Genomic DNA, 18,055 nt, shown 5'->3' with positions numbered 1-18,055 from the left:
CTTGAGAGTTTTAATACTCGGGATCAGTGGCATGTTGGGTAGTGCCATGTACCGTTTTTTTTCTGAAAAAAATACGCATGAGGTTTGGGGTACGGTCCGTAATAAAAGTAGCCTGCGTTTCTTTTCTGAAAAAGATCACGCCAGCATCATCAGTGATGTGGATGTGCTTAACCACCATACATTGGTAACCATTCTAGCGCAGGTAAAACCTGACTATGTCATCAACTGTATCGGGCTGGTCAAACAATTAGCTGAAGTCGATGATCCGCTCATCACTCTGCCAGTGAATGCTTTGCTGCCTCATCAGCTGGCAAGGCTATGTGCTTTGGGCGGCGCCAGGTTGCTGCAAATCAGCACTGATTGTGTTTTTTCTGGAAACAAAGGAAATTACGCTGAAAATGACATTTCTGATGCCACTGATCTGTACGGCAAGTCAAAGTTTATTGGCGAGCTGGACTATGCGCATACTGTCACGGTCAGGACTTCTATTGTCGGCCATGAGTTACAAAGCAAGCACAGCCTGGTTGACTGGTTCCTATCGCAGAAGGAAACCTGTAAAGGCTACACTAAAGCCATTTTTTCCGGCTTGCCCACCATCACTTTGGCTGGAATCATTCATGACTATATTATTCCCAATACCCAACTCAGCGGTGTCTTTCATGTCGCTTCAAGTCCTGTTTCAAAATTTGAGTTACTGTCGCTGATTGCACTGCAATACGATCAAAAAACGGCCCTTATTGAAGATAACACCATCGTCATTGACCGTTCATTAAACGCTGACAAATTCAAACTGGCTACAGGATATGTGGCACCTTCCTGGCCAGTCCTCATAAAACAATTACATCAATACTATCAATCTTTAGGAAATCATCGTGTTTGATAATAAAGTGCTCATGATCACCGGTGGTACCGGCTCTTTTGGTAACACTGTTCTGAAGAGATTCTTGTCTACAGATGTACGCGAGATCCGCATCTTCAGCCGGGATGAAAAAAAACAGGAAGACATGCGCATTGCGCTGAATAACAGCAAACTCAAATTCTATATTGGCGATGTCCGTGATTACCACAGTATTTCCCAGGCCATGCAGGGAGTAGATTACGTATTTCATGCCGCGGCTTTAAAACAGGTGCCTTCTTGTGAGTTTTACCCGATGGAAGCGGTAAAAACCAATGTACTGGGTACTGAGAATGTCATGAACGCTGCGATCGCCAATAACGTAAGCCGAGTTGTGGTGTTAAGTACTGACAAGGCAGTCTATCCAATCAATGCGATGGGTATTTCCAAAGCGATGGCTGAGAAACTGGTTGTTGCCAAGGCCCGACTGCAACCAGAAAATAGTACGGTGTTTTGCTCAACACGCTACGGCAATGTCATGGCCTCGCGTGGTTCAGTGATTCCACTATTCGTTTCGCAGCTAAAATCCGGTCAGCCTTTGACGATTACGGATCCGAATATGACGCGATTCCTGATGTCATTGGAAGACTCGGTAGACCTGGTGTTGTATGCATTTGAACACGGCACGCAAGGGGATATTTTTGTGCAGAAGGCCCCGGCATCTACAGTGCAAGACCTGGCCGTTGCATTAAAAGAAGTATTCAATCAGAGCGGGGAGATCCGCCTGATTGGCACGCGTCACGGAGAGAAACTGTATGAGTCATTGATCTCAAGAGAAGAGATGGCGCATGCGCAGGATATGGGAGGCTATTACCGTATCCCTGCGGATAACCGTGACCTGAATTATGCCAAGTACTTTAGCGAGGGCGAAGAAAAGATTGCAAAGTTCGACGACTACACCTCGCATAACACGCAAAGATTAAATATTGAGCAGGTCAAAGCCCTGTTGCTTAAACTGGATTACATACAGGAAGAATTGAATGCTTAAGGTAATGACCATTGTTGGTACGCGTCCGGAGCTCATCAAGATGAGCCGGGTGATTGCCGCGTTTGACCAGCATACCAAGCATATTCTGGTGCATACCGGTCAGAACTACGACTATGAACTCAACCAGGTATTTTTTGATGACTTAAGCATCCGCAAACCTGACTACTTTCTGGAAGCGGTAGGTGAAAACGCGGCGCAAACGATTGCACGTGTGATCGAGAAAGCAGATGAAGTGTTTGCATTGGAACAGCCAGATGCAGTGATGTTATATGGAGACACCAACTCTTGCCTGGCAGTGATTGCTGCGAAACGACGGAAAATACCGGTTTTTCATATGGAAGCGGGTAATCGCTGCTTTGATCAACGCGTGCCGGAAGAATTGAACCGCAAAGTACTGGATCATCTGAGTGATATTAATCTTGTGCTCACCGAACATGCGCGCAGGTACCTTCTGGCAGAAGGGATACCACCGGAAACCATTATTAAAACCGGCTCGCATATGCGTGAAGTGCTTGATTATTACATGCCCAAGATTACAAGTTCTGATGTACTTAGCAAGATGGGACTGTCATCAAATCGGTTTTTTATCGTCAGTGCCCATCGTGAAGAGAATGTGGATAGCACAGAAAATCTGACTGACTTGCTTGAAACACTCAATGCCGTGGCTGAAACATATAACCTGCCAGTGATTGTTTCCACCCATCCCAGAACTCAAAAACGTCTGGATGCCCTAGGCGAACAAACGATTCACCCTCACATCCAGTTTATGAAACCATTTGGTTTCTGTGATTACATCAAATTGCAAATGGAGGCATTGTGTGTGATTTCGGACAGCGGCACGATTACCGAAGAAGCCTCCCTGCTCAATTTGCCAGCCATCACGATTAGAAATGCGCACGAACGTCCCGAAGGGATGGATGTCGGCACATTGATCATGAGCGGCCTAAAAAAAGAACGGGTACTCGATGCCATCAATGTCACCGTTAACCATTACGATGTCGGTCATCGAACCTCCCATCCAGTGGTCGATTACGAAAACCAGTTCGTGTCCACGCAAGTGTTGAAAGTCGTATTGAGTTATGTCGACTATATCAATAGAACCGTGTGGTCAAAACCGCAAGCCTGACGCATGAAACTCTTGATCACCGGTGCCAGCGGATTTGTCGGCAAGTTTTTACAGAAGACATTGATTGGACAACATGACGCGTTTAACCTAAGTCGCGAGGCGACTGAAGACCTGCTCAAGGCTGAGTCTTACCCGGAGACTTATGGTCAGGTGGACACTCTGATTCACTTGGCCGGGCGCGCGCATGTCATGCATGAAACTGAAGAAGATATTTACCAAGCGTATGCTGCCGTGAATATTGAGTACACGCTTAAAGTGGCTGAATTAGCGAGACGCCTCAAGATCAAGCGATTTCTGTTTTTAAGCTCAGTTAAAGTGAATGGTGAGGCCTCCAGCCAGCCTTTTACTGAAGCAGATATTCCCGCGCCACTGGATGCTTATGGTAAGACCAAGCTTGAGGCTGAAATCGCGCTCAAGGAATTTTGTACAGCACACCAAATCGAATTAGTGATTATTCGCCCTCCCCTCATTTACGGGCCTGGCGTTAAAGCAAACTTCAGGCAATTAATTAAACTCTGCATGTTACCCCTGCCTTTGCCATTTGCGGCCGTTCATAACAAAAGAAGCTTTATCAGCCTGGATAATCTGACCGATTTTATTGTGTTATGTAGCTGGCACCCCAAGGCCGCTAGTCAAACTTTTCTGGTTTCAGATGGGGAAGATGTTTCTACTGCCGCATTGATTAAAACTATCCGGCAGGTGAACAAGCAAAAATCTTTGCTTATCCCCTTGCCTGTTTGGTTTCTAACGTTGCTGTTTAAACTCATCGGCAAATCCGGCTTGGCATTGCGATTAATGGGTTCATTACAAGTGGATATTTCAAAAGCAAAAACTCAACTCGGATGGCAACCGAAAATAAGTTTTCATGAAGGTATTTTGCGGACATTAAAAGAATAATGATGTTGAAGAGACTGCTAGATATTGTTTTAACTATCACGGGAATAATAGTGTTACTTCCGTTTATTATTGTCACCTACCTCTTGGTTAAACTCAGTTCAACCGGACCTGCTTTGTATTGGAGCCAACGAGTAGGCAGGAACAACCAGATTTTCCTGATGCCGAAATTTCGCTCCATGCGGATCGGGACACCACAGATCGCCACGCATTTAATGAATCAGCAAGTGAACCCGGATGCATTCCTGACGCCGGTGGGTAGCTTTATCAGGAAAACCAGCTTGGATGAATTGCCGCAGTTATGGAGTGTGCTGAAAGGTGACATGTCCATTGTGGGGCCACGCCCTGCCCTGTTTAATCAGGATGACCTGATCACTTTACGCACTGAAAATAATGTTCACAGCTTGAAACCTGGAATTACCGGCTGGGCGCAAATCAATGGGCGAGACGAGATTCCAATCCCGAGCAAGGTAGCGCTGGATACCTATTATCTTAATCATCAATCCCTGTGGCTAGATTTTAAAATCATCATCATGACCATAGTCAAAGTATTAAGACGTGATAACATCACGCATTAATCTCTCTTAACAAACGTTTAAATGCTCAAACTTCCTGTTCGTTTTTTATCCGCACTAGCCTTCATGCATGACGGGCTGGCGCTGGCGCTGGCGTGGTGGATCGCATTTTTATTTCGTTTTAACTTTGAAGTCCCCGGTGAATATAAGGGCTATTTTTTAGAGGGCTTGCCAGCCATTTTTATTTCTTACAGCATTTGCTTTAAAGCGTTTGGACTTTACCGCGGCCTATGGCGATTTGCCAGCCTGCCGGATTTAAAGCGTATCGTGCGTGCAATTGCATTTGGTGCCCTGCTCACAGCCAGTTTTGCTTTGGTGGCACATCCCGCCATCATTATTCCAAGGTCAGTGCTATTTATTCATCCGATGTTGCTGGTGATCATGATGGGTGGCAGTCGTTTTCTGTATCGTTCCTGGAAAGAAAGACGTTTATTTAACAATGTCGCCGCGCAAGGCAAGCCCGTCATCGTCATTGGCGTGGAAGACAGTTCGCTTAATCTGATCAAGGAGTTAAGCAAAAGCCCGGAATGGCGTGTGGTAGCCATGATAGACCCGAACAAGAAGCTGGTGGGGCGCGAGATCATGCACACCAAGGTCGAAGGTGGTTTGGAGGATATTCCTCAGATTGCAGAACGCTATGGCTCCTTGCATTGCATGATTGCGATGCCGGGTAGCCGCCATGAGAAACGACGCCTGGCGGTAGAGGCAGCGCGACAAGTGGAAGGCATGGAAGTGTTGACGTTACCGGCCATGTCAGACCTGATCAGTGGCCGCGTGAGTTTGTCGCAGATCCGCAAGATTGATGTGGAGGATTTACTCGGCCGAGATGTGGTGCAGCTGGATACACATGGCTTGAGTACCATGCTGGCAAATAAAGTGGTGTTGGTATCAGGCGCGGCGGGGTCGATTGGCTCTGAGCTTTGCCGCCAGATTTTAAGCTTTCATCCATCGCAGCTGATTTGCCTGGATATTTCCGAATATGCCCTGTATACGCTGCAACAGGAATTCAGCCAATGTACGACTGATACCGAGTTAGTGTATGTCGTAGCTGATGTTAAAAATCGCGTGCGCATCCAGCGGGTTTTGCAGAATCACCAGCCTGATGTGGTGCTGCATGCAGGCGCTTACAAACATGTGCCTATGATGGAGCATTTTAATGTGGTCGAAGCGCTGCAAAATAATGCTTATGGTACTTACCAGATAGCTTCAGCCTGCCAAGCGGCCCATGTACCGACCTTTGTACTGGTTTCAACGGACAAAGCCGTGAATCCGACCAATGTCATGGGCGCCAGCAAACGCCTGGCAGAGCTGATTTGCCAGGGATTACAGCATAAGGAGAAAGCCGTAACGCGTTTTATTACCGTGCGCTTTGGCAATGTGCTGGGCAGCAGTGGTAGCGTCATCCCAAAATTCCGCGAACAGATTGCGTATGGCGGGCCGATTACCATTACCCACCCGGAAATCACGCGTTACTTTATGTCTATCCCGGAAGCTGCACAACTTGTCTTGCAAGCCGCTACCATGGGGAACGGCGGCGAAGTATTTGTGCTGGACATGGGCACGCCGGTCAAAATCATTGATCTGGCACGCGACATGATTAAGTTGTCCGGCTTGCAAGAGCACGATATCCGGATTGAATTTACCGGCCTGCGTCCTGGCGAAAAACTCTATGAGGAGCTGCTTGCCGATGATGAAAACACGCTGCCTACCAGTCACGAAAAATTGCGTATTGCACAGGCGCGTACTGCAGATAGCGTTTGGTTAGCCAGCCTGCTGGAATGGTTGACCAAAAGTCCGCATTTAGCTGAATCGCAGATCAAACAAGACCTGCAGCGCTGGGTCGAAGAATACCAGCCTGACACACGCCCGCCACCAAGCATCTCCTTACGGGGCGATACCCTGTCTCTGGATACCCTCCCTTCCCCTTCTCAGCAGATTCATTGATAGGCGGCCTTTACTCACCCTGAAAAAGGCCAGTCTGGCCTTTTTATTTACGCATTAAGCACAGGCGATGGTTTGATGTCGTTTACAATATCAACCCATTCAACAATCTCTGCCCTAACGCCCTTTATGCCTCATATTACGCTTGATAATGCCAGCCTGGCATTCGGTCATCATGCCTTGCTTGCCCAAGCCTCATTTCAGTTAGACCCAGGCGAACGCGTCGGTTTGATTGGCCGCAATGGGGCAGGTAAATCCAGTTTACTGAAAGCCATTGCTGGCACCATCAAACTGGATGAGGGCACCGTATGGCGGGCACCAGGCGTGCGCGTGGTCTATGTGCCACAAGAACCTGAACTGGATGACACTCACTCCGTATTTGAAGCGGTGGCAGAAGGCTTGGGCAGCCTGCAACAAACCATCATTGACTACCACCAGGTCACCCATGATATGGGCATGCCGGATGCCAATATTGAGGCGCTGATGGAACACATGCAGGCATTACAGCATGAAATGGATGCGCAAAATGGCTGGGTAGCGCAATCGCGTGTCGAAACCGTGCTCAGCCGCTTAAAGCTGGATGCGGATGTCCTGGTCTCCACACTCTCTGGTGGCTGGCGTAAACGCGTAGCACTTGGGCGTGCGCTCGTGGCCGAGCCTGAAGTCTTATTGCTGGATGAGCCGACCAACCACCTGGACCTGGAAGCCATCGAGTGGCTGGAGGATTTGTTATTGGGATTTAATGGCAGTGTGTTGTTTATTACCCATGACCGCCGTTTCCTGGACAAGCTGGCCACCCGCATTACTGAACTTGACCGTGGCAACCTGACAGACTTTGTGGGCAACTTTACACAATACCAAATTAAAAAAGAAGAGCTGCTCGCGGTAGAAGAAACGCATGCTGCCAAATTCGATAAATTTCTGGCACAGGAAGAGGTCTGGATCCGCCAGGGCATTAAAGCACGCCGCACGCGTAATGAAGGACGTGTCAGAAGACTGGAAGCACTACGCCTGGACCGTGCTGCCAGGCGTGAGCGTCAAGGCGACGTCAAACTCAACCTGGATGCGGGTGAACGCAGCGGTAAACTGGTAGCAGAGCTTGATCAGGTATACAAGTCATATGGTGATAAAACATTGATCAAAGGGTTCAGCACCCGTATTTTACGTGGCGATAAAATTGGTTTGCTCGGCCCGAACGGCATTGGCAAATCCACGCTGTTGAAGCTTATCCTGGGTGACATTGAAGCGGATAGTGGCGACATTCAGCGTGGCACAAAAGTGAATGTTGCTTATTTTGACCAGATGCGCGAGCAGCTGGATGAAGAAGCGACATTGGCCGATACCATTAGCCCAGGCTCGGACTTTGTCGAAATTGGTAATGAGCGTAAACATGTCATCAGCTACCTGGAAGACTTCCTGTTCCCGCCACAACGCTCACGATCACCGGTGAAATCACTTTCCGGTGGCGAACGCAACCGTTTACTATTGGCGCGCCTGTTTGCCCGCCCCGCCAATGTCCTTGTACTGGATGAGCCGACAAATGACCTGGATATCGACACGCTTGAACTACTGGAGAACCTGTTACAGGATTACACAGGTACCCTTTTCCTGGTTAGCCATGACCGGGCCTTTCTGGAAAACACTGTCACCCAAGTGATTGCGTTTGAAGGACAAGGGAAATTGACGGAATTTGGTGGTGGATATGATGACTGGTTAAGATTTAGCCAGGATCGCAATCAAAAACCCGCTGCCACACAAAAAGCATCGGCCGCGCCAGCATCAGCAGCCATGCCTAAGGAAACGACACGCAAAAGCTTGAGCTTCAAGGAGCAACGCGAGCTCGAGACCTTACCTGAAGAGATTGAATTGTTAGAGCAAGAGCAATCAGACATTCAAACACAATTAGCGCAGCCTGATATTTATAAACAGACACCAGAGCTAGCGAAAACACTACAGGAAAGACTGAGCGAAATTGAAACATTAGTCATGCAAAAGCTGGAGCGTTGGGAAATACTGGAAAGTGCGCGTTAATCCAATTCTATTTAACCTTGGCTTCATTTAATTACACTGCCATCTCGACAATAAAAAAGCCGAATCATACCGATTCGGCTTTTTTATAAATCCAAAGCTTAAACAGAGAAGCTTGCGCGTGAACTATTGCCACCATGCGCCTGACCGTTTTTGCCGTAAAGCTGTGTGTTATTTGCGGCTTTACCTTGCAGGGCATCCAGTTTTTCCTGGTTGCGTTGAAAATGTTTATTGATCAGCACACCATTCAGGCGATTGAGCTCTTTCGCTTGCGCCAATTGCCGCTGGAAATTTACCCAGGCATCATCGATGGCAGGGCTTGAAAGCAACTCCAGCCATTTGGACATCCCGTTCTCATTGGCTTCAAACCCTGCCGCCGCGAGTGCTGAGTAGCGTTGGTTGGCTGCTTCACCCAAGGCTTGCAGGAGCCCTACCCGCTTGTCTACCATTTGCTCAATGATATCCAGGTCGGCAGAGATCAATGCCGTTTGCTCGTTATGCAAATCGTTAACCAACTCGGCCACCAGGGTGGCATCTGCCTCAAAACTAATGGCCGGAACTGAAGTTCGATCTGCATGACTCATAGCATCATCCTTTATTCGGTTTTATTAAATCTTTAACTGTTTGCAGCAAACCATCCGCCACTTTGGCGGTGTCTACCGAGAAATCGCCACGGGCAATAGCCGCTTTGATTTCATCAACTTTATTAGTGTCGAAAACTTCACCGTTTGCCAAACCGGCTTCCAGTGATTGCAACTGCACCGAAGCTGCAGACAACGTCACATTATCTGTGCTGGGGTTGCCGGAAGCGCTGGTAGTTTTTTCGCTACTTTTGCTATTAGTGCTTTTATCGAGCACTGGTTTATCAACGGTACCAAGTTTTTTAATAGAGTCTGAAATATTCATGCCGCACCTCTGCTTCTGTTTGTCTGGATGTAAGGGTGTCGAAAACCCTCAATTGTTAACAGTACTATCGGCATAGTTTAAGCGAACTTTAGTGCTGAATATACTTTTTATCTCAAGTTTATGATCAACAAGCATTTTTAGCTTTAAAAGTTGTGGCGCAGACTAAAAACGTACATCTACTTTCCCTGAAGCTTGCGCGACACCTTTAATGATCTGACCATTACTTACCTTCACATCTACCACCTGACCAACGTTGGCAGTTTGCATGGCGGTTCCATCTGCAGAGATCACAAATCCTTCACCACGGCTGTTTAACTGAACCATTTGTCCCTGCATGATGACTGGCATTGCTTTGAGCAACTCTGGTCTGAGCACTGTACCCAACGGCATATTCAATGATGCTTTTTTACCTTCCAGCATAGAGACATCAGTAATAATCCCTGCAGGTAACTTGGTTATATCACCGGTTTGCATCACGATATCTGACGCTTGCACGGGTGATCCCTGGCTGACCGGTAAACCAATCACCGCATATTCGCCCCATACTTGCACATCCGCTTGTACATATAGCGTCCACGGCTTGGTTGCTGATTGCAAACAGCGCACCCCAATGTGCGTTTTACCCCACAAGCGTGCGCCCTGCACGTTAAATCCTTCCATCAGGTCACAGTCCGCGATACGGATACGGTTATCCAATGGCTGGATTTCAATATTCACTTTACCTGGATAGCCCTGCGTCTGACCTTGCACATACTGCATCACCGTCTGATAAACACGCGAGTGCATATCACTCGCAGCCGGCAATGCCAGCCGCTGGTTAGTGGCAACCGCAGCATTCGGCACACGATCGGCGGCTTGCACGTGGCAAGCAAAAAGCCAGATCAGGCCTGGAATCACTGCAGCAAAAATGGTAAGCAGACGAGGTTTCATGGAGTCTCATTCTACGCACGACAGATGTAAATGATTGATGAAATAAAGGGTATTTCACCCTCTTAATCCAAGAATGATTATTGTCTTCGCCGCGTACACTAAGCACAGCTAGTAAAAGTCATGTGTGCGTGAAAGCAGGCCCGCTTATCAGGGTTAACGACGTCAGATGGCAAAACTTTAAAAGACCTTGAGATTTCTGTCGGGGAATGCCCGGGAAAGGAAAAGACGATGATCAATAAACTGGATGCTGCGTTTAGTTTTCACCAGACAGCGCTGCGCGTGCGCAATCAGCGCCAGGAATTGCTTGCTTCGAATATTGCCAATGCCGATACCCCGCAATACAAGGCACGTGACCTGGATTTCAAGTCCGCCATGCAAGCAGCCCTGCAACCTAATACAGGCACAGGCACTTCCCAACAACCGGCCGGGCTTTTACAACAAACCAATGGCGCACACATGAAGGGTAGCGCAGGGAATGGGCTGACCGGTTCCAGCGACGTGCTGTTCCGCTCTGTGCTGCAAGGCTCAGTGGATGGCAACACAGTCGATATGGATGTGGAACGTAATGCTTACGTAGATAACGGCATCCGTTATGAAGCCAGCCTGACCATGATGTCTGGCCAGATTAAAAAAATGCTGTCGGCCATTACGGGCCAGTAAGAATAAAGGAGCAAGCATATGTCTTTATTTAATGTATTCAAGATTTCCGGTTCTGCGATGAGTGCACAATCTCTGCGGCTGAATACCGTCGCCAGTAACCTGGCCAACGCGGATAGCGTCGTAAGCTCAGACGGCAAGCCTTACCAGGCCAAACAGGTGGTATTTAAAGCGGTGCAGGATGCTGCCACCAACTCCAGCACGGTACAAGTTGACCGTGTGATTGAAGATACCAAGCCAGGCAAAATGGTCTACGACCCCAAAAACCCGATGGCAAACAGCGATGGCTATCTCACCATGCCTAACGTCAATGTCACGGAAGAAATGGTGAACATGATTTCAGCTTCACGCGCTTACCAGAACAACGTGGAAACCATGAATGCTGCCAAATCCATGCTGCTCAAGACACTCAATATCGGTCAATAACCTTATATAAGGATTTTTAACATGACAACCGTCAATACAAACCAGGTATCGCAGGACATTCTTGATGCGGTCAACAAGAAAAACAGTTCTAAAGGCAGCAACGTTGATGAAGCGCAAGACCGCTTTATGACACTGCTGGTGACGCAGATGAAAAACCAGGATCCATTGAACCCGATGGATAACGCGCAGGTGACCAGCCAGATGGCGCAACTGAACACCGTAACTGGTATCAACAAACTAAATGAAACCATGAGCAGCCTGATCAGTAGCGTGCAACTGGGCCAATCCTACCAGGCTACCAGCATGATAGGCCATAGCGTTCTGGTGTCAGGCAATAACCTGACCCATGCTGACGCCGGTGGCTATTTTGGTGTCAACGTCCCTAACGGTGCAGATACCGTGTCAGTGAATATCAAAGATGGTGCCGGACAAATTGTACGCACCCTCAGCTTTGGCAAACAGGAAGTGGGCGTGAATGCCTTAAGTTGGGACGGCAAAAACAATGAAGGCATAGTGGCCCCTAGCGGCAATTACACCTATGAAATCACCGCCAAGATTGGCGATACCACAACCACCAGCTCTGCACTCAGCCTGGCGCAAGTTCAAAGCGTGTCCAACAGCACCAGCGGCATCAAGCTTAACTTGAGTAACAACACGGCAGTCGCAGTCTCTGACGTCGTCGAAATATTCTAATTTGTCTATTAATTTTATTTGAAGAATTTAGTCTTTCTCCAGGAGATCACATCATGAGTTTTCAACAGGGTTTAAGTGGCTTGAACGCAGCTTCCAAACAATTGGAGGTGATTGGTAACAACGTATCTAACGCCAACACCGTTGGTTTCAAGCAATCACGTGCCGAGTTTTCGGATATGTTCGCGGCTTCACTGATAGGCAGTGGCGCAGCGCAAATCGGTATTGGTACTAAACTGGCGGACGTAAACCAGCAATTTACCCAAGGCAATATCACCGCTACCAACAATACCCTGGATATCGCCATTAACGGCGGTGGTTTCTTCCGCCTGAGCAACAACGGCGCTGTGACATATACCCGTAACGGCCAGTTCCAGATGGATAAGAATGGCTATATCGTCACTAGCGATGGCAAACGCCTGATGGGTAATCCTGCTGATGCCCTTAACGGGTCTTCTCCTGTTGAGTTGCAGATTGATACCAGTGATTTGAAACCGGTCACGACTACCGAAATCAGCGGTCAATATAACCTGAACTCGGAAAGCCCTGTCATCGACCAGACAGTCAGGCCTTTCGATCCACAAGATCCGCTCAGCTATACCAACGCTACCGCGATCAAGGTATATGACGATCTGGGTAATGCACATAACATCCAAAGCTATTTTGTAAAAACAGCCGCGAACACATGGAGCCTTTACACCACTGCGGATGGGACCAACATTACCCCAGCACCAGTTCCACAAATGAACTTCTCCGGTACCGGCGTGTATGACACTGCTACTTCAACAGTTGGCAACATCACTTTCACACCAACCACCGGTTCCGGTCCTGTGACTGTCGCGATGGATTATTCCAACAGTACGCAATATGGCGCAACCTTCAGCGTGAACAAACAGACGCAGGATGGTTATACCTCCGGCCGTATTGCCAGCTTCACAGTGGGTGATGACGGTGTGATCCTAGGCCGTTATACCAATAACGAAACCAAACAACTGGGCCGCGTTGTGCTGGCCAACTTTGCCAACCCTAACGGACTGGTATCCCTGGGCGGCAACCAGTGGCAGGCAACTAACGAATCTGGAGCTGAACTGATTGGCTCGCCAGGCAGCAGCACCATGGGTGTATTGCAATCTTCTGCCCTGGAAGACTCAAACGTTGACCTGACCGGCGAGTTAGTAAATATGATCACTGCACAACGTATTTACCAGGCCAACGCCCAAACGATCAAGACCCAGGACCAAGTATTACAAACCCTGGTCAACCTGAGATAAGTAGCGCACTGACTTTAAGCTGAATCTTGACTATTGAATGACTAAGGAGCTGGTATGGATCGCCTGATTTACACTGCAATGACAGGGGCAAAACATATTCTGGAGCAACAGGCCACGACTGCCCATAACCTGGCAAACGCGACCACTACCGGTTTCAAGGCGCAGGTAGACAGTTTCCGCGCGGTACCGGTACTTGGTGATGGTTTGCCTACCCGCGCTTTTGTCGTCGATGCGACGGTAGGTACCGATTACAAATCCGGTGCCATCCAGCAGACCGGCCGTGACCTGGATGTAGCCGTCACCGGCGAAGGCTGGATCGCAGTGCAGCGTGCCGATGGCTCTGAAGGCTATACCCGCAACGGCGCATTGAAAATCAATGAAAACGGCCAGCTGCAAACTTCTACTGGCCTCAATGTGATGGGTGATGGTGGCCCGATTAGCATCCCGCCGGACTCGGCGATCGCTATTGGCAAAGACGGCACCATTTCAACGGTGAGCAATTTAACCACGCCTAGCCCCAGCACCATTATCGGCAGGATCAAGCTGACTAACCCCCCACCTGCCAGCATGAAGCGTGCTGACGATGGTGTATTTGTCACGGAAAATGGCCGGCCAGCACCTGCTGACGCCAATGTGACCGTGGCAGGCGGCGCGCTCGAAAGTAGCAATGTCAATGTAGTCGAAACCATGGTCAATATGATCAGCCTGGCACGCGGTTTTGAAATGCAAATGAAGATGCTGGAAAACGCGCAAAACAACGCTGGAAAAGCCGATCAACTCTTCAGTTTGAATGGCTAAGGTCTGTCATATTATTGACGGTATGAACAAGGGTTTTCACCCAAAGGAGTAAACGATGATACGCTCATTATGGATTTCCAAAACCGGTCTGGATGCGCAACAAACGCAAATGGACGTTATTTCACACAACCTGGCTAACGTCAGCACCAGTGGCTTCAAGAAATCACGTGCAGTATTCGAAGATTTGCTCTACCAGAACATTCGTCAGCCTGGCGCACAGTCCTCGCAGCAAACCCAGCTGCCTAGCGGATTGCAACTGGGTACAGGTGTAAAACCCGTAGCCACCGAGCGTATTTTCACCCAGGGTAACCTGCAGCAAACAGATAACAGTAAAGATGTCGCCATTCAAGGTAACGGCTTCTTCCAGATCCTGATGCCGGATGGCAGCACGGCTTACACACGTGATGGTTCTTTCCAGATGGATGCGCAAGGCCAACTGGTCACCTCCAGTGGCTTCCCGGTACAACCGGCAATCACCATTCCTGCCAATGCACAATCATTGTCCATTGGCCGTGATGGCGTCGTGTCGATCACGACTGCAGACTCCACTGCATCAACACAGATCGGCCAAATCCAGCTGGCAACCTTTATCAACCCGACCGGCCTGCAATCCAAAGGTGAAAACCTGTATGTGGAAACCACCGCTTCAGGTAACCCTAATACTAATACTCCAGGCTCCAACGGTGCAGGGTTGTTACAACAGAACTACCTTGAAACATCCAACGTCAACGTTGTCGAAGAACTGGTAAGCATGATCCAAACCCAGCGTGCTTACGAAATTAACAGCAAGGCCATTACAACCTCTGACCAGATGTTGCAAAAACTATCACAGATGTAAATTTTGTTTGAAGGTTGGCATCATGCATAAAACGTTTATCAGCTTATTGTTTTGCCTGGCAATCGCCCAGCTGCTTGGCGGTTGCTCAGTGACGCCTTCTACCATCGTACAAAAACCTGAAACACCACGCTCCACTTTGGCTCGTCCTGATGCGCGTACCGAAGGCGCTATCTTCAATACCGCAGGCTATCGCCCATTGTTTGAAGACCGCAGGCCACGTTATGTGGGTGATATCCTGACTGTGCGTATTACAGAAAATACTACCGCCAACAAAGCGTCTGACAACGGCCAGAGCAAAGATGGTTCAGTGGGCGCTTCCATTACCGGCCTGTTTGGGCATAACGTGCCTAAATCAGCCTTTAATGCAGGCTCTGCATTATCCTTTAAAGATAAAGCCAGTGCTGATGCCAGCAACACTTTCAGCGGCTCTGTCACCGCGACTGTGGTCGATGTGTTACCTAATGGCTACCTGGTCATCAGCGGCGAAAAACAAATCGGCTTTGACAAAGGTACCGAATATGTCAGGTTTTCCGGTGTGGTTAACCCGGACACCATTACCATCGGTAATGAAGTACTTTCTACCAAAGTGGCGGACACACGTGTTGAGTATCGCTCCAGCAGCAAGATTGATGCTGCCGAAGCGTTCTCCATCTTCTCCCGCTTCTTCCTTAGCATGATCCCGTTATAGGAGAGTTGAACATGCCAAGCCTGTTTAACACATTCACCCGCACTGCCACGCAGCTACTTAACCTGATACTGGTATCGGGTTTGGTGCTTTCAGCGCCTTTAGCGCATGCAGAGCGTATCAAGGACATCAGCAACATTCAGGGCGTACGCGCCAACCAGTTGATCGGTTATGGTTTGGTGGTAGGCCTGGATGGCACCGGTGATATGACTACGCAAACGCCATTTACCGTACAAAGTATTATCAGCATGATGAACCAGATGGGTATCACTTTGCCTCCTGGTACCAACCTGCAACTGAAAAACGTCGCCGCCGTGATGGTGACCAGCTCCCTGCCCGCTTTCGCCCAACCAGGCCAAACGCTGGACGTCACTGTGTCCTCCATGGGGAATGCCAAGAGTTTGCGTGGCGGTACATTGCTGATGACACCATTAAAAGGTGCTGATGGGCAGATTTATGCCATGGGCCAGGGTAACCTGGTCGTTGGCGGCGTGGGTGCTGCAGCGAATGGCAGCTCGGCACAGATCAATCACCTGAGCGTGGGCCGTATTTCAGATGGTGCCACGGTTGAACGTGCCCTGCCTAACACGTTGCTGAATCAGGATCTGGTCAAACTCGAACTGAAGGAAAGTGATTTCTCCACTGCCAATAATGTGGTGGAAGCCATCAACAAGAAATTTGGGCCGATGACTGCACAGGCTGAAAGCGGCCGTGTGATCCAGGTGCGCCCACCGGAAACCATGAGCCGTGTCTCTTTCCTGGCTAACCTGGAAACTATCAACGTGGCACTGGCCGCAACACCAGCCAAGATCATCATGAATGCACGTACCGGATCCGTGGTCATGAATAAGGCAGTGACGCTGGATAGCTGCGCTGTTTCTCATGGCAACCTGTCTGTGGTCGTCAATACTTCACCAGTGATTTCACAGCCTGGCCCGTTCTCGAATGGCCAGACCGTATCCACTGCCATTTCCGAGATCAATATCAATAAGGAACCTGGCAAAGTACTCAAATTGAATAATGGCGCCAACCTGGCTGATGTGGTCAAAGCGCTGAATGCAATTGGCACCACACCGCAAGACCTGCTGGCGATTTTGCAGGCGATGAAAGCCGCTGGCGCGCTGAACGCCGAGCTTGAGGTTATCTAAGCGAGATTGCCATGCAACCACGTGTCGATCCTAACAGTCTTGCAATAGATGGCAGCGCACTGAATGGCCTGAAAAACGCCAAAAGTGACTCACCGGAAGCCATTCGCGCTGTCGCCCGCCAGTTTGAAGGCGTGCTGATGAACATGATGCTGAAAAGCATGCGCGATACTGTGCCGCAAGATGGCATCACCGATAATGAACAGAGCAAAATGTTTATGGGCATGCTGGACCAGCAGCTCACCACGCAACTCAGCCAGAAAGGCATGGGCCTGACTGAAGTACTGGTCAGGCAATTGAGCAAGTTCAGCCCCAAGCCGGCCGAAGACACTGAAAAAACCAAAACACAACTGCATGGCACCAAAAATGATCTGGTGAATGGGCTTTCTTCCAGCAATCCATCTTTGAGTAATCTGGCCTCTAGTGGCACGGCTTCGGGCAAAGCTGTATTGATGCAAGCCGCACAAAAAATCCGTGATGCCTACCAGCAATGGGAAGCTACCAAACCTGAAACTGCCAGTACCGATAATGATACCGCCTGGGCGCGCGGCATTCCTGAACTGCCACCATTGATGGAAGAAACGCAGGAAAATGCGAAAAACTTCACATTGCCGCAAGCTGCACCGTTAGCGTCGGCCATGAGCGAAGTCGCCAGCAAAACCCAGCAATTTATCCAGCGCATGTTACCGCATGCCCAGGCTGCCAGTAGTGATTCCGGTATCCCGGCTAAATTCATGATCGGCCAGGCCGCACTGGAAAGTGGCTGGGGAAAACACGAAATCAAGACCACTAACGGTGTGAATAGTCATAACCTGTTCGGTATCAAAGCGGATGCCAGCTGGAAAGGCAAAGTGGCGAACAGTGTCACTACCGAGTACATCAATGGCGTCAAGGAAACCCGCGTAGAAAAATTCCGCGCCTATGACAGTTACAGCGATGCCTTCAAAGACTATGCAAAACTGATTTCACAAAATCCGCGCTACGAAAAAGCCATGAATAACACGCACGATGCCAGCGCTTACGCGCATGAACTACAACGTGCGGGTTACGCCACAGATCCGCAATACGGCAAAAAACTGACTCAGGTGATCAAGCATCTGCAAAGTTAGTATGAAGGGAACACGGGATCATTGATTGATCGAGATGTAGTGCAAGAAGCACGGAACGCTGAAATATCTAGCATAAGTTATACAGCTAGGTTTCGAGTATCGGGCAACGCAGCAGTTCTCTCGCACAGACATTTATTCCCTGTTTACTAAAGA

Annotated in this window: 19 protein-coding genes; 16 read left to right on the top strand and 3 right to left on the bottom strand. The window is 49.0% G+C overall.

Annotated elements, in window-relative coordinates; genetic code table 11:
* Position 1: 1 nt before the first annotated feature.
* The 7 genes from LPA26_RS02275 (at position 2) to LPA26_RS02245 (ending at position 8,450) form a co-directional block, all read left to right on the top strand.
* Positions 2-880: an SDR family oxidoreductase gene (locus LPA26_RS02275; protein ID WP_229007161.1), complete on the top strand. Its 879-nt coding sequence runs from the start codon at positions 2-4 to the stop codon at positions 878-880.
* On the top strand, positions 873-1,883 hold the full coding sequence (locus LPA26_RS02270) for a polysaccharide biosynthesis protein (RefSeq protein ID WP_229007160.1): 1,011 nt from the start codon (positions 873-875) through the stop codon (positions 1,881-1,883). The genes LPA26_RS02275 and LPA26_RS02270 overlap by 8 nt, the downstream gene beginning before the upstream one ends.
* Positions 1,876-3,009, top strand: a complete 1,134-nt coding sequence (gene wecB / locus LPA26_RS02265; protein WP_229007159.1) for a non-hydrolyzing UDP-N-acetylglucosamine 2-epimerase — start codon at positions 1,876-1,878, stop codon at positions 3,007-3,009. The genes LPA26_RS02270 and wecB overlap by 8 nt, the downstream gene beginning before the upstream one ends.
* Before the next feature lie 3 nt (positions 3,010-3,012).
* Positions 3,013-3,906, top strand: coding sequence for an NAD-dependent epimerase/dehydratase family protein (locus LPA26_RS02260; RefSeq protein WP_229007158.1), 894 nt, complete (start codon positions 3,013-3,015; stop codon positions 3,904-3,906).
* Positions 3,906-4,481 carry a sugar transferase gene (locus tag LPA26_RS02255; RefSeq protein ID WP_305080452.1) on the top strand — a complete coding sequence of 192 codons (576 nt, stop codon included), beginning with the start codon at positions 3,906-3,908 and terminating at the stop codon, positions 4,479-4,481. The genes LPA26_RS02260 and LPA26_RS02255 overlap by 1 nt, the downstream gene beginning before the upstream one ends.
* A 21-nt stretch (positions 4,482-4,502) precedes the next feature.
* A complete protein-coding gene (locus tag LPA26_RS02250) occupies positions 4,503-6,422 on the top strand; it encodes a nucleoside-diphosphate sugar epimerase/dehydratase (protein WP_229007157.1) in 1,920 nt (639 codons plus the stop codon).
* Positions 6,423-6,548: 126 nt separating this feature from the next.
* Positions 6,549-8,450, top strand: coding sequence for an ATP-binding cassette domain-containing protein (locus tag LPA26_RS02245; protein WP_229008314.1), 1,902 nt, complete (start codon positions 6,549-6,551; stop codon positions 8,448-8,450).
* A gap of 98 nt (positions 8,451-8,548) precedes the next feature.
* Here the strand turns inward: LPA26_RS02245 and LPA26_RS02240 are convergent, their stop codons facing one another.
* The 3 genes from LPA26_RS02240 to flgA all read right to left on the bottom strand — a co-directional run bounded on the left by LPA26_RS02240 (position 8,549) and on the right by flgA (position 10,283).
* The gene (locus LPA26_RS02240) at positions 8,549-9,031 is read right to left on the bottom strand and encodes a flagella synthesis protein FlgN (RefSeq protein ID WP_229007156.1); all 483 of its coding nucleotides are present in this window, start codon (positions 9,029-9,031) and stop codon (positions 8,549-8,551) included.
* A gap of 4 nt (positions 9,032-9,035) precedes the next feature.
* The gene (gene flgM, locus LPA26_RS02235) at positions 9,036-9,353 is read right to left on the bottom strand and encodes a flagellar biosynthesis anti-sigma factor FlgM (protein WP_055831052.1); all 318 of its coding nucleotides are present in this window, start codon (positions 9,351-9,353) and stop codon (positions 9,036-9,038) included.
* A gap of 162 nt (positions 9,354-9,515) precedes the next feature.
* On the bottom strand, positions 9,516-10,283 hold the full coding sequence (flgA, locus tag LPA26_RS02230) for a flagellar basal body P-ring formation chaperone FlgA (protein ID WP_229007155.1): 768 nt from the start codon (positions 10,281-10,283) through the stop codon (positions 9,516-9,518).
* A 228-nt stretch (positions 10,284-10,511) separates the two neighbouring features.
* On the opposite strand from flgA, the gene flgB reads away from it, so the two are divergent.
* The 9 genes from flgB to flgJ are packed head-to-tail and all read left to right on the top strand — an operon-like array spanning position 10,512 to position 17,902.
* The gene (flgB, locus tag LPA26_RS02225) at positions 10,512-10,943 is read left to right on the top strand and encodes a flagellar basal body rod protein FlgB (protein WP_229007154.1); all 432 of its coding nucleotides are present in this window, start codon (positions 10,512-10,514) and stop codon (positions 10,941-10,943) included.
* Between the two features lie 18 nt (positions 10,944-10,961).
* A complete protein-coding gene (flgC, locus tag LPA26_RS02220) occupies positions 10,962-11,366 on the top strand; it encodes a flagellar basal body rod protein FlgC (protein WP_055831046.1) in 405 nt (134 codons plus the stop codon).
* A 21-nt stretch (positions 11,367-11,387) separates the two neighbouring features.
* The gene (locus LPA26_RS02215; RefSeq protein ID WP_229007153.1) at positions 11,388-12,059 is read left to right on the top strand and encodes a flagellar hook assembly protein FlgD; all 672 of its coding nucleotides are present in this window, start codon (positions 11,388-11,390) and stop codon (positions 12,057-12,059) included.
* Positions 12,060-12,112: 53 nt separating this feature from the next.
* A complete protein-coding gene (gene flgE, locus LPA26_RS02210) occupies positions 12,113-13,327 on the top strand; it encodes a flagellar hook protein FlgE (RefSeq protein WP_229007152.1) in 1,215 nt (404 codons plus the stop codon).
* A 54-nt stretch (positions 13,328-13,381) separates the two neighbouring features.
* Positions 13,382-14,125 (top strand): flagellar basal-body rod protein FlgF, encoded by a 744-nt coding sequence (gene flgF / locus LPA26_RS02205; RefSeq protein ID WP_055831041.1) that lies wholly within the window; start codon positions 13,382-13,384, stop codon positions 14,123-14,125.
* Between the two features lie 55 nt (positions 14,126-14,180).
* Positions 14,181-14,963: a flagellar basal-body rod protein FlgG gene (gene flgG / locus LPA26_RS02200; protein WP_055871455.1), complete on the top strand. Its 783-nt coding sequence runs from the start codon at positions 14,181-14,183 to the stop codon at positions 14,961-14,963.
* A gap of 22 nt (positions 14,964-14,985) precedes the next feature.
* Entirely contained in the window at positions 14,986-15,651 is a 666-nt protein-coding gene (locus tag LPA26_RS02195) for a flagellar basal body L-ring protein FlgH (protein WP_200934481.1), read from the top strand.
* A gap of 11 nt (positions 15,652-15,662) precedes the next feature.
* Positions 15,663-16,796 carry a flagellar basal body P-ring protein FlgI gene (locus tag LPA26_RS02190; RefSeq protein WP_055831037.1) on the top strand — a complete coding sequence of 378 codons (1,134 nt, stop codon included), beginning with the start codon at positions 15,663-15,665 and terminating at the stop codon, positions 16,794-16,796.
* Positions 16,797-16,807: 11 nt separating this feature from the next.
* The gene (gene flgJ / locus LPA26_RS02185) at positions 16,808-17,902 is read left to right on the top strand and encodes a flagellar assembly peptidoglycan hydrolase FlgJ (protein WP_229007151.1); all 1,095 of its coding nucleotides are present in this window, start codon (positions 16,808-16,810) and stop codon (positions 17,900-17,902) included.
* The last annotated feature ends 153 nt before the right edge of the window (positions 17,903-18,055 follow it).

Origin of the sequence: Methylophilus sp. Leaf408 (assembly GCF_916856905.1) — a bacterium.
Taxonomy (GTDB): Bacteria; Pseudomonadota; Gammaproteobacteria; order Burkholderiales; family Methylophilaceae; genus Methylophilus.
The sequence above is the reverse complement of the archived record's forward strand: the minus strand, read 5'-3'. Positions and strand labels throughout refer to the sequence as shown.

Bases quoted from the DNA above. Each gene is read 5' to 3' on its own strand.
- wecB (WP_229007159.1), top strand. From the start codon at position 1,876: ATGCTTAAGGTAATGACCATTGTTGGTACGCGTCCGGAGCTCATCAAG.
- LPA26_RS02260 (WP_229007158.1), top strand. From the start codon at position 3,013: ATGAAACTCTTGATCACCGGTGCCAGCGGATTTGTCGGCAAGTTTTTA.
- LPA26_RS02255 (WP_305080452.1), top strand. From the start codon at position 3,906: ATGATGTTGAAGAGACTGCTAGATATTGTTTTAACTATCACGGGAATA.
- LPA26_RS02250 (WP_229007157.1), top strand. From the start codon at position 4,503: ATGCTCAAACTTCCTGTTCGTTTTTTATCCGCACTAGCCTTCATGCAT.
- LPA26_RS02245 (WP_229008314.1), top strand. From the start codon at position 6,549: ATGCCTCATATTACGCTTGATAATGCCAGCCTGGCATTCGGTCATCAT.
- LPA26_RS02240 (WP_229007156.1), bottom strand. From the start codon at position 9,031: ATGAGTCATGCAGATCGAACTTCAGTTCCGGCCATTAGTTTTGAGGCA.
- flgM (WP_055831052.1), bottom strand. From the start codon at position 9,353: ATGAATATTTCAGACTCTATTAAAAAACTTGGTACCGTTGATAAACCA.
- flgA (WP_229007155.1), bottom strand. From the start codon at position 10,283: ATGAAACCTCGTCTGCTTACCATTTTTGCTGCAGTGATTCCAGGCCTG.
- flgB (WP_229007154.1), top strand. From the start codon at position 10,512: ATGATCAATAAACTGGATGCTGCGTTTAGTTTTCACCAGACAGCGCTG.
- flgC (WP_055831046.1), top strand. From the start codon at position 10,962: ATGTCTTTATTTAATGTATTCAAGATTTCCGGTTCTGCGATGAGTGCA.
- LPA26_RS02215 (WP_229007153.1), top strand. From the start codon at position 11,388: ATGACAACCGTCAATACAAACCAGGTATCGCAGGACATTCTTGATGCG.
- flgE (WP_229007152.1), top strand. From the start codon at position 12,113: ATGAGTTTTCAACAGGGTTTAAGTGGCTTGAACGCAGCTTCCAAACAA.
- flgF (WP_055831041.1), top strand. From the start codon at position 13,382: ATGGATCGCCTGATTTACACTGCAATGACAGGGGCAAAACATATTCTG.
- flgG (WP_055871455.1), top strand. From the start codon at position 14,181: ATGATACGCTCATTATGGATTTCCAAAACCGGTCTGGATGCGCAACAA.
- LPA26_RS02195 (WP_200934481.1), top strand. From the start codon at position 14,986: ATGCATAAAACGTTTATCAGCTTATTGTTTTGCCTGGCAATCGCCCAG.
- LPA26_RS02190 (WP_055831037.1), top strand. From the start codon at position 15,663: ATGCCAAGCCTGTTTAACACATTCACCCGCACTGCCACGCAGCTACTT.
- flgJ (WP_229007151.1), top strand. From the start codon at position 16,808: ATGCAACCACGTGTCGATCCTAACAGTCTTGCAATAGATGGCAGCGCA.